The 7,472-nt window shown below is 41.2% G+C and carries 7 protein-coding genes; all 7 read right to left on the bottom strand.

Annotated elements, in window-relative coordinates; genetic code table 11:
* The coding region (locus ACT3QQ_RS13360; protein ID WP_444528367.1) for a DUF6161 domain-containing protein at window positions 1–851 on the bottom strand (851 nt) is incomplete at its 3' end.
* The gene (locus tag ACT3QQ_RS13355; protein ID WP_444528366.1) at window positions 851–2,086 is read right to left on the bottom strand and encodes a restriction endonuclease subunit S; all 1,236 of its coding nucleotides are present in this window, start codon (window positions 2,084–2,086) and stop codon (window positions 851–853) included. The genes ACT3QQ_RS13355 and ACT3QQ_RS13360, both read right to left, overlap by 1 nt.
* The gene (locus tag ACT3QQ_RS13350; RefSeq protein ID WP_444528368.1) at window positions 2,076–3,170 is read right to left on the bottom strand and encodes a type I restriction-modification system subunit M; all 1,095 of its coding nucleotides are present in this window, start codon (window positions 3,168–3,170) and stop codon (window positions 2,076–2,078) included. Before ACT3QQ_RS13350 ends, ACT3QQ_RS13355 begins: the two co-directional genes overlap by 11 nt.
* Complete coding sequence (locus ACT3QQ_RS13345) at window positions 3,139–3,633, bottom strand: type I restriction-modification system subunit M N-terminal domain-containing protein (RefSeq protein WP_444528365.1); 495 nt, start codon at window positions 3,631–3,633, stop codon at window positions 3,139–3,141. The genes ACT3QQ_RS13350 and ACT3QQ_RS13345 overlap by 32 nt, the downstream gene beginning before the upstream one ends.
* Window positions 3,634–4,062: 429 nt before the next feature.
* The gene (locus tag ACT3QQ_RS13340) at window positions 4,063–5,028 is read right to left on the bottom strand and encodes a CobW family GTP-binding protein (RefSeq protein ID WP_444528364.1); all 966 of its coding nucleotides are present in this window, start codon (window positions 5,026–5,028) and stop codon (window positions 4,063–4,065) included.
* 372 nt (window positions 5,029–5,400) lie between these two features.
* Entirely contained in the window at window positions 5,401–6,324 is a 924-nt protein-coding gene (locus ACT3QQ_RS13335) for a polysaccharide deacetylase family protein (RefSeq protein ID WP_444528363.1), read from the bottom strand.
* A gap of 72 nt (window positions 6,325–6,396) precedes the next feature.
* Entirely contained in the window at window positions 6,397–7,035 is a 639-nt protein-coding gene (locus tag ACT3QQ_RS13330; RefSeq protein WP_444528362.1) for an amidase family protein, read from the bottom strand.
* Window positions 7,036–7,472: the final 437 nt, after the last annotated feature.

Genomic DNA, 7,472 nt, shown 5'->3' with positions numbered 1-7,472 from the left:
TAGCTAGCAGCAGGTTCTAAACGTAGTTTTTCTTTATAAGTGTTTTCAAGATTTACTATCTTGTCAGACCAAGTTTTAAATTGCCCGTCGAACTTATTAACTTGATCTATACCTTGATCTTTAAAAGTTTTTTCAGCCTCTGTAAACCATTCTACAAAGTTGTTTTTAGAGTTGAGCACATCGTCGTACAGGTTGTCTTTTATCTCAAGAATATTATTTTTCAGCTCATTAACAGATTTTTCTTCGAGAGTTGTCCTATTTTCTAAATAGTTCTCACCTTGCATCTGAAATTCATAAGCTAGCAAAGCACCTTGTAAGCCTTGCAACGTATTCAAACTTGTAAAATTAGATTTCTCAAAAAAAGCTTCGAAAAAACTACTAGCTGCCACTGTTCCAAGCTCATTAAAAATCTCAATACCTTTAGTACAGAAAGAATGTCCTGACCATATCCATGTTTCATAATGATTTGATTGAACTCTATGTTCAATGGAGTTCGCAAATAGGTTTACTTCGTTTCCTTGGTTATGCATATTGTTAATAACTAGTTCTATTAATTCACTATTGAATCTTTTAGTTAAGTCTTGGAAATGTAAACCAGCCCTAATTACTGAATAAACTAAAAGGGTTTCTGCTATTCTAATGTTATGCCCTTGAACTGGCTCTTCAATATTTATTCTTTCATTTGGTTGAAGAGTTTTTTCAACTTTAATCCAAAAATTTGTTTCGGAGACTATAAAATCTCGCAGTTTGTATAAAGTATTAAATTCAAACTCTCGTCCAGTCGCATCTTTAAATGAAATGTCTATCTCTCTATCTTTGACTTTAAAATTATCTAGATCATTTATATCCATCAAGCGACCTTCCCATCAATCACCACCCGCTTCTTACCCGTCAAAAGCTGCTGCATCAGCGCCTTTTTCTCTTGCTGTAAATCAGCCAATTGCTGCTCAAGCAATTCAATTTCTTTATCGGCAGTGGTTAACACGCTGGCGATTTTTTGTTGTTCTGCAATAGAAGGCAAGTTGATCTTAACGGCATAAACTAGTTCGCTACTAATATTACTAACTACTCCACCTGCTGCTAACCGTTTGTATTGTCTTTGAACCAACTCTGAGCTTAAAATTTGAATTAGAAAATTGACATCTATATTTTTCTCAAATTTTCTAATGACAAACCAACCATCATGGATATATCCGTCAATGTTCAAAATATATGGCTTGCCGTAGCTCATTGAGTTTGAAAGAACTACTTCACCTGTAAATACTTTACGTGATTTTTTAGCACCTTCTTCCGTAATTCTCTCTTTTGTGGAGTTAATATATAAACCCTCACCTTTTGTATCTCCGATTTTTATCCAATTTACACCGTCTTCGCTATCTGTCATATATTTGACAATAGGTCTAGGAGAGCTACCTCTATCAAGTTTTAATATATTTTTAAAGAGCTTACTTTCCCACTTACCTTCAAACCGTTTCCCCTCATCATCAAGCAGACGCTTTTTACCCGTCAGCAATTGCTGCATCAACGCTTTTTTCTGCTGGGTATTATTATCAATCAAACACTCGGTCGTGCTAATCGCTTTATCCCAAGTCGATAGAATTTTAGCGATTTTTTGTTGTTCTGGGAGGGGTGGAGAAGCTACTTTAAGCTTTTTAATATCAGCAATATTAATCCTAGAGACTGTAGAACCAATTGAAAGACGATAAATATCATTTTTCGTTCTTTCAGTATTAAGAATCATGGATAAAAAAACAGGATCGACTTCGGATTTATGAGGTCTTAGCATCACCATCCTTTGACCCATACACACCTTTGTATCGTTAGGAACTAAGCAGCTTTCTCCCGCTGGGGCTTCACGAGTAAAAAGTACGTCTCCATGTTCTGGAACAGCTCTGGACGTCCACTCTTTATAACCTTCAAGAGTAGTGTATTTCATACCCTCCATAACTAGCTGACCATCACGGACGTTACTCGTTCTAACTACTAAATAGTCTGATTCATCAACATATGGAGCTGTTTTATGTTCGCAATCCACAACTTTACATAGCTTCTCAATTGGCTTAGCTTCTAGTAAGCTATAAGGCATAACCCAACTCCTTTAAAAACCCTGCCATCTCTGCTTCTAGCGTATCCAATTCAGCTTTTAATTTAAGACGCTCAGCACGCACTGCATCAAGATCAATCTCCGCCTCTTCCTCAAAGGTATCAACATAGCGCGGAATATTTAGGTTAAAGTCATTTTCTTTGATTTCATCGAAGCTTGCTAGATAGGCGTATTTATCAACGCTTTCCCGCGCCTTATACGTCTCAATAATCTTAGCGATATTATCTTCAGTGAGCTGGTTTTGGTTCTTGCCCGACTTGAACTCATTGCTGGCATCGATGAATAGTACGGAGTCATCAATTTTACCACTGACAGGATCGGTCTTATTCTTCTTAAACAGCAAAATAGCGGCTGGAATCCCCGTCCCAAAAAACAGCTTTTCAGGTAAGCCAATCACCGTATCAAGTAAGTTTTCCTCGATGAGTTGCTTACGGATTTTGCCTTCACTAGACGCACGGAATAGCACGCCATGCGGTACAACCACGCCCATGCGACCAGTCGCAGATTTCAGCGTTTCGATCATATGACTGATAAAGGCATAGTCGCCCTTGGTCTTGGGCGGTACACCGCGATGGAAGCGACCATAGGGATCGCTGCTAGCATCTCCATGACCCCATTTGTCCAATGAAAACGGCGGATTGGCGGTCACCACATCGAACTGCAATAAGTGCTTGCCGTCTTTATCAAGTAGCAGCGGATTACGGATGGTATCGCCCCACTCGATACGGTGGTTGTCCTCACCATGTAGGAACATATTCATTTTGGCCAGTGCCCATGTCGAGCCAATGGCTTCTTGCCCGTATAGCGCATACTTCTTGGAGTTTGAGTTGTTGCGTACCATTGCCCCGCACTTGATGAGTAGCGAGCCCGAACCACAAGCTGGATCACAGATTTCATCACCTTCCACAGGCTCAAGAATAGTCGCTAGTAGATTAGATACTTCAGGCGGCGTATAGAACTCGCCAGCCGTCGCTCCACTACTGGCGGCAAAGTGCTTGATGAGGTACTCGTAAGCATTACCAATCACGTCAAGGCTACCCACACGCTCGGCACTTAGATTTAGTATGTCTTTGCCAAAATCTTCTAATAGGTGACGTAGTAGCTCGTTTTTTTTGCTTTTCTTGACCGAGTTTATCAGTGTTAAAACTAATATCTTGGAAAACGTTTTTGAGCTTGGTACCGTTGGCTTCTTCGATAGCGTGTAGCGCCTCATCGATGCGCTGACCATTGCCCGGCTGATGACGCTGCTCGTATAAGTCCCAAAAGCTGGCACCTTCAGGTAAGACAAAACGCTGCTTGGACATCATGGCATGGATCAGCTCGGGGTTGTCGCCGAACTGCTCGACCAACTTGTTGTACTCATCGCGATAGACGTCAGACAGGTACTTTAGGAATAGCATAGTTAAGATAAAGTCTTTATAAGTATCGGCACTGATGACCCCGCGAAAAGTGTCACAGGCGTTCCATACGGCTTTATTGATGTCGTCTTGATTTATTTGGGTAATATTATTAGTAGTACTGGCAGGCATTTATTAGTCCTAGATACTTTGGAAGGTGTAAATTTTTATAATAAGGTAATGATAGCAGGGTCTAAGATGGTTGACAGATGTCATTGACGAAAAATTCGATTATAGTAGTTATTTAGCAGAACTAGGAAGTCAGACAAAAAAACCCTAGTTGCTAAGCTGGGGTTTTTTTGTTTGCTAAGTTATATTGACTTTAAAGATAGCATCAATTCAAGTTGCAGTTTGCTCTTGCTATCTCTTAACTATGAGAATGCCTAATGTATTGGCGACAAGTATGTTTTGGTATGTTACTCAAATGAGCAGACAGCTATAAGATAACTTGCTATACCTACAATACTATATATTAGGGCGAATACCCCTAAAGCTTGGCTTAACAATCAGCTTGCTTCAATACCAGTGCAGATGATATTTGAACCTGAATACATGAGTAACTCAGCTTTGTCCTAAAAAAGAAGATAGAGAAGCTAGTAAAGCTTCTTGATTCATCCCTTCCCCTATAAATACAATGTCTCCAGGTCTAGAGACGCCTTTCTCAGGCGGTAAAACTTCAGGTTGCTGCATGACCTTACGTACAGACTGCAGTAATAGCGCGCCTTCATCCGTATGCAAAACACCCTTAACCCGCAGGATCGTATTACCTCGAGCGTGCAGCAAAGCTGAGAGCCATATAGTAAACCCAACCCAATCTACTTCTTTAGGAATCGTCAACGAAACCACAGTCGTTGATGCGCACGCATTAGTGAGAATCGATTCGTAGATTTCGGTCGGTGCTGGTAGTCGAGGTACAGGGCTTTCGACACCGAATGTGGATAAGGAAATCGATGCAGCTGGATTGATTTTGCCAATGGCTGAAACTAGGTTCGATAAGGACTGCTCGGAGGCTTCCTCTGATTTTGCAATGACAATACGATCGGCTGATAAAACTTGCTGACCACACAATGTGTCAGTCTTTAGCGCCACATGAAAATGTAGGGCGTCAGCCATGATGATAGTTTCTTTGAGGACAAAATGATAGATCAGAACGGGATGCTCTTTAATAGCAGCTATGATTTCTTCGGGATCAGCTAAGCCGCTTGTTTCTATGATCAGAGTATCAGGCTGATCAATAGTTAAACCGATTGACCCGCCACTCGTTCGAGACTCAGCTACTTCAAGTAATGCTGATATCAGCTCTTCTTTACCCTTAGGAGTACCAGCAGTTCCGGTCAAAACAGTGACACTCACCGCCTCACCTAACAGTAAGTCATCCACTGGTTGCTGCGCCGCTTCTTGAGTGAAAACTTGAGCATTGCCAAACACTTTGGTAAAAAGCGCATGACGCAGCCATGTCGTCTTACCTGAACCCAAATAGCCACTTAATAGAACGATATTAAGACGATTGTCCTGAAATATTTGCATTAAGGTCAAGCCATTGGTTGATTTCTTAAGGGGTCGATTGGAGAACCTTGACGGCGTTCTACTTCGGCCCACAGCTCGGTTAAATTATTGACCATTACTCTAGCCCCACCTGGACATATCAGCTGAATTTTCGGGATCACCCCATCGGCATAAACTGAGAACCCATAGGGTTTCAGCACTCGCTTTAAAATGGATACTCGATTAAACATCGCCCTAAGACGAATACCACCCTTTTGTGCACCTGCTTCTGTCCAATGTCCAGGAGCTGCGGGATTTCCACAAGCACTACACATGGCTATTCTCCCTATATATCATCTTGGCAATGCTTTTAGCAATGCCAAGATGATCCGTGAATCCGTGAATATACTGCGCTTAAATAACTTCCGGACGCTTACCGCCTTCAAATGGGAAACGTGTGCGGAAATCAGCAGCAATATCTTCAAATGGCATCCAAACAACACCTTCATGACCATTGATATAGTCAATTAGACGCTCAAGCATCATTAGTACATGTGGACGTCCAGAAACATCGGGGTGAATCGTGAAGGGAAACACAGCGTAATCCATATTCTGATATACCCAGTCGAATTGATCACGCCACATTTGCTCGATATCACGTGGATTGACAAATCCATGGCTGTTAGGAACATTTTTCATGAACAGCATTGGTGGTAAATCATCCACGCACCAATTAGCCGCAAGCTCAACCAGATTAATCTCCTCGCCATGGGTCATAGGATGCATCCACTCTTCCGCAGTTTTCGAGTAGTCAATAACAGTCCATTCATCGCCAACTCTAGCATAGAAAGGCTGGAAATCACGGTATCCTTGGCTATGGTCATATTTAAAATTATATTTAGCAAGAATTTCAGGGGTAGATTTAGACATCTCCCACCAAGGAGCAACATAACCACGTGGACTTTGCCCAGTCAACTTAGTAATCAACTCAACGGATTTTTCCATCACGGCTTCTTCTTGAGCACGGGTCATGGCAATAGGATTTTCATGTAAATAGCCGTGTGCCCCTACTTCGTGACCATGATCGACAATCATTTTAGCAATATCAGGAAAGGTCTCAAGACTATGGCCGGGGACGAAAAATGAGGTGCGTAAATCATACTTCTTAAAAAGCCTTAACAGACGCGGAACACCAACTTCAGACGCCCAAACCCCGCGCTGGATGTCTGACGGGCTTTCACCGCCACCATATGATCCAATCCACCCTGCCACTGAATCTACATCTGTACCGAAGCCGCATATAATAGTTTTTTTACTCATGTCTCTCTCCTTTGACACTTTTAGTTTAGTTTTATTTCTTTAAAAGTCTTATATTTTCTTTACTTATTTATCAGGCAATTATTAGAATTTTTACTGTAGTAGCTTTTCAACAGTAAGTGCTGCCGCCAGCAAGTCATTTTCTCGGCCACTAGGCATTGACATTAAAATACTAGTCGGCATTTGGTTTTGGTCTATTCCATTTGGTAAAGCAACACCACACCAATCTAGAAAATTACCAAGCGCTGTATTACGTAGCATTAGTTTGTTGGTACGTACATACAAATTAGTATCTTGTTCAAGCGGTTTGAGTTCAGGTGCAGTAATAGGAATAGTGGGAAATAACACAATTTGATCACCTAGAATTTGGCTGTTTTCTTGAATTAATCTTGCGCGCTCTCTTTGGACAACAATTAAGTCACGTGCGGACATGTTCTCCGCACTAATTATACGTTCAAGCACCCTTTGATCCATCTGGGTCGCATGCTTAGAATGAACAAGATCCCAGTGTACTTCCAATGCTTCTGGGCCAACCAAGGCACCGTGGTGAGCAGCAAGAGTCTCTATTTCTTTAAACTCGCTGCTCACTCCTCGAGTGATCATTGCCCCTTCGCTCTCTAAAGCGCGAATACTGGCTTCAAAATTCTCTATCACAGCATCTTGTACATCTTCAAAGACAACATTACTAGGAATAAAGAATTTGAGTTGACTAATAGGTGTTGGTTTGGGCATTGTGACGGCTCGCCCGTTGAGAATTTCTGCAGCACCGATACAGCTTTAATAAATAGGAATTAAAGATCACACCATTTTCTTAGGGTTTTAAGCTGATTAGATAGTGAATCAACTTTCTATCGAGATTGCCTTACTCAATATTTTTACGAGGGAAAGCAGTAGAACTTTATCGGCCATTGTATATGGTCATAAAGAATCAATTGAGATCAAAGTAACACCAAAAGGAAGCCTGACATTTGAAAAAAACTGTTCAAGGTACCAAACAACGCTTCACTTATAGGTATGATGATGAAAGGATCGAAGAGTTAGACGATATCAAATATTTTACCCTTAAATCTTTAAGTTTTTATGGATGCACTCAGCCTTTAAGAGGGTATTTAGTAGCGACTTAAACAGAGGTTCATTCCCAATGATAGTAAACATTGGTGATTCGAGGC

It is taken from the genome of Psychrobacter sp. AOP7-A1-24 (assembly GCF_052376235.1).
Lineage (GTDB): Bacteria > Pseudomonadota > Gammaproteobacteria > Pseudomonadales > Moraxellaceae > Psychrobacter.
The sequence above is the reverse complement of the archived record's forward strand: the minus strand, read 5'-3'. Positions and strand labels throughout refer to the sequence as shown.